The following is a 3,441-nucleotide window of genomic DNA, read 5'->3' as shown; positions in this document are numbered from 1 at the left end:
ACGGCCATCGCCCCGCTATCTGGATCTCCGATCTCTATGGCGCCCACGCGCGGGTCATGCCGATGACTGGCAGATTTGCCTCGCCCACCAACTCCGGGACTGCAAATTCGCGATCGAGGCGGGTGATACGATCTTCGCACCCAGAATGAAGGCCCTGCTGCTCCGCGCCGTCGTGCTGGCGCGGCGCCATCGCACGCTCGCGGACGCTACAAGACGCGCCTGGCGGCGGCGCCTCGACCATGATCTCGACGCCGTCATGGCGCTCGCCCCGATCAACCACCACGGCAGACGATTGCGCCGACGATACGGCAAGGTTCGTGATCATCTCTTCACCTTCCTCGACCACCCGGATATCGCCGCGGACAACAACGGCTCCGAGCGCGAACTCCGGCCTACCGCGACATATCGCAAGGTCACCGGAGGGTTCCGATCCAACTGGGGCGCCGATTTCTTCGCCAACGTCCGATCCGTCGTCGGGACCGCCGCGCGGCACGGCCTTGATGCCTACACCGCTATCAAAAACGCCGTCACCGGAGCATCACTGCCCATCGCCCCCCTACCGGGTTGAGCAGATACAAGTAAAACATTGGGCGGGAGACGATCTGGGGCCGGCGGCGTCGCGAAACACAAGATGTGGGCCGGCCGAAAGCCTGTCGACTTCTGTAATATTGAACAATTATCGGTTTTTATTGGAAATTCAGGAAATTTTTCGCTCGATCCTGAAATTCTGAAAAGAAAGCCACCGCTCCGGCATGAAGCGGGAACTCATGACTGGTGAAATCCGGATCTCCCAGGCCCCGCGTGCCCTCCGGCGCCCGACAAGGCCGCGCCCGCCCGGCGGAGACGTCGCGGCGTCGGTATCGGCGGCTGCAAGGAGGGAGCGGTCATGCATGGTGGGACCTGTTTCGTCTGGAGCATTTTCCGGTCCGTCCGGATCGGACGCGGTGCGCCATCGTCGTGACAACGCGAGCATCCTGATCCGATCCGGGCACCCTATTGCCTGCAGCGCGGCATTGTCGCGCTGCAGGCGCAATCGGCGATCTGGCGCGCCCGTCCCGGATCGACGATCCGGATTTCCGTCGCCCCCTTGAGGGCGATGATGTTGCGCTCGCGCAGCCAGCGGAAGACGCGGGAGACGGTTTCCATCGTCAGCCCGAGGTAATCCGCGATATCCACACGGGACATCGGCAGGCGGATCGGTTCCCCGGCTTCGACATCCTGCTGTTCGGCCATCCGCAGCAGGAACCAGACCAGGCGTTCGGTCGCGCTCATCCGGCCGAGCAGGAGCATCTGCTGCTGCGCCATGAAAAGGCTCTTCGCGGCTGTGGCCAGCAGGCTGCGCGTCAGTTCGGGCCGGCTGGCCAGCAGCCCATCGAAACTGCTGAGCCGATGCGTCACGACCTCGACCGCGGTCACGGCATCCGCGGAGCATGTCGCGCAGCCGCCATGGCTGATGGCGAAGCCGGACGGCGTAAAGATTTCGCCCGGAAACAGGAAGCCCAGGATCTGCCGGCGCCCGTCGGGCAGCATCTTCGACAGCCGGACGATGCCGGACACGAGATCATAGATCTTGTCCACCGTTTCGCCTTCGATGAACAGCGAGGCGCCGGCCTCCAGCGCACCTGCGCGAAAGCCCGGCTCACCGGCGGCACTCCAGTTGGCAATCGTGGACCGAGACGGCTCGGCAGCGACATGCAACATTGGCGTGGTCCTCATGCGTCCAGGGTTGATAGGGCTCGAGACTCAGCGCCGTCACTCCTAAACGCTCACTGCAACACGCCGATGCCGGAACAGCCAATCTTTGTTGACATTTCGCGGCTTTGTGTGGCGTTTTATGACAAGTTCATATAAATAAGTGCCTTCATCTGTTTCGACCATCGATGGATTAGGGCCGTGGACGCGGGGACAATTCTGATCGTTGACGATGATCCCCAGATCCGCACGATGCTGCGCCGCTATCTTGCCGGTGAGGGCTACGGGACCAGGGAAGCCGACAGCGAGGCCGGAACGCACGCGGCTCTCCTCGGCGGCGACGTCACGCTGGTGCTGCTCGATCTCATGCTCGGCGGCGAGGATGGGCTGGCGCTCGCCCGGGCCATCCGGGCGCGCTCGGATGTCCCGATCATCATGCTGACCGGCAAGGACGATGTCATCGACCGGGTGGCGGGGCTGGAAGCGGGGGCCGACGATTACATCGCCAAGCCCTTCCACCTGCGCGAGGTCCTCGCCCGGATCCGCGCCCTCAAGCGGCGTATGACCGGGCGCGGCACGCCGGAGCCCGCCGAGCCCGACCCGCCGGAAGCCGTGATCCGTTTCGACGGCCACGCCCTCGATCCGCTCGGCCGGACCCTGCGCGGGCGGGACGGGGCGGACATTCCGCTGACCACCGCGGAGTTCGAGCTTCTTGCCGTCTTCCTGCGGCACGCAGGGCGGGTTCTGGACCGCGACCAGTTGCTGAACCTGCTGAAGGGGCGGGATTTCGAGGCCTTCGACCGGCTGGTCGATACCCAGGTCATGCGGCTCCGCCGCAAGATCGAGCAGGACCCCGGGCAGCCGCAACTGATCAAGACGGTGCGCGGCGCCGGCTATGTCTTCGCCGGCAAGCTGGAGCGGTGAAGCGCGCCTGGCGCGTCAGACGCCCTCGTCGCGAACCGGCCTGAGCAGGGCGGCCAGCGCGTTCGCGAGGGCGGCCTCGGCATAGGGTTTCTGCAGCCAGATCGCCCCGGCGGGCAGGGCGCGGCCCTTCAGCACGATGGGATCGCCATAGCCGGAGGTGAACAGCACCGGAAGCTCGGGTCGCGCCGCGCGCGCGGCGATGGCGAGATCGAGGCCCGACATGCCGCCGGCCAGGACGATATGTAAGAGGGGCAAAAATGTGGGTGACCGTACATTTTTTCCTTGCACCGATTCGGCGCAGGGGAGTCTTTGGGTCATGTGCCTCCGTCCGTCACCCTTTCCGCGCTGAGCCGTGCAGAGCTTGAAGCTCTGCTGGTCGAACTGTTCGGTGAGATCGCCAGCCTGAAGGTGATCGTTGCTGAATTGCGCGAAGAGAATGCGCGACTGAAGGGTCTGAAGGGTCGCCCGCATATCAAACCGAGTGGCATGGAAAAAGGAACAGCGCCGCCGAAGCCCCAGAAGCAGGAGAAGCGTCCCGTTCGGGGCAAGGTCTCACCCCGGGTCAAAGTCGAAGAAAAGGTGATCGGGATTGAGGTCCCGCCAGGAGCTGTTTTCAAAGGTCATGAACCTTTTCTGGTCCAGGACCTCGTGATTTCGGCGACGGCGACCCGTTACCTGCGAGAGCGCTGGATAACGCCGGATGGCCGGACGATCCTGGCACCATTGCCTCAAGGAACCGCAGGCCATTTCGGTCCGGAACTACGCCGCTTCGTGCTGGTGCAATATCATCAGGGTCAATCGACGATGCCGCGGTTGCTCGCCTTG

Annotated in this window: 4 protein-coding genes and 1 pseudogene; 3 read left to right on the top strand and 2 right to left on the bottom strand. The window is 64.2% G+C overall.

What is annotated here, in order from left to right:
* The coding region (locus RT91_RS18955) for a transposase (RefSeq protein WP_152982879.1) at window positions 1–568 on the top strand (568 nt) is incomplete at its 5' end.
* Between the two features lie 425 nt (window positions 569–993).
* Here RT91_RS18955 and RT91_RS18950 read toward each other — a convergent pair.
* On the bottom strand, window positions 994–1,701 hold the full coding sequence (locus tag RT91_RS18950; protein WP_007423091.1) for a helix-turn-helix domain-containing protein: 708 nt from the start codon (window positions 1,699–1,701) through the stop codon (window positions 994–996).
* A 192-nt stretch (window positions 1,702–1,893) separates the two neighbouring features.
* On the opposite strand from RT91_RS18950, the gene RT91_RS18945 reads away from it, so the two are divergent.
* A complete protein-coding gene (locus RT91_RS18945; protein ID WP_007423090.1) occupies window positions 1,894–2,616 on the top strand; it encodes a response regulator in 723 nt (240 codons plus the stop codon).
* A gap of 15 nt (window positions 2,617–2,631) precedes the next feature.
* Here RT91_RS18945 and RT91_RS18940 read toward each other — a convergent pair whose 3' ends face one another.
* Window positions 2,632–2,838 (bottom strand): response regulator, encoded by a 207-nt coding sequence (locus RT91_RS18940; protein ID WP_035189285.1) that lies wholly within the window; start codon window positions 2,836–2,838, stop codon window positions 2,632–2,634.
* A 96-nt stretch (window positions 2,839–2,934) separates the two neighbouring features.
* On the opposite strand from RT91_RS18940, the pseudogene RT91_RS21755 reads away from it, so the two are divergent.
* Window positions 2,935–3,441: pseudogene (locus RT91_RS21755) on the top strand (hypothetical protein); the annotation flags it as partial.

Origin of the sequence: Acidiphilium sp. JA12-A1 (assembly GCF_000724705.2) — a bacterium.
GTDB classification, from domain to species: Bacteria; Pseudomonadota; Alphaproteobacteria; order Acetobacterales; family Acetobacteraceae; genus Acidiphilium; species Acidiphilium multivorum.
Note: the sequence above shows the minus strand (reverse complement) of the source record. Positions and strands in the feature narration are given on the sequence as shown.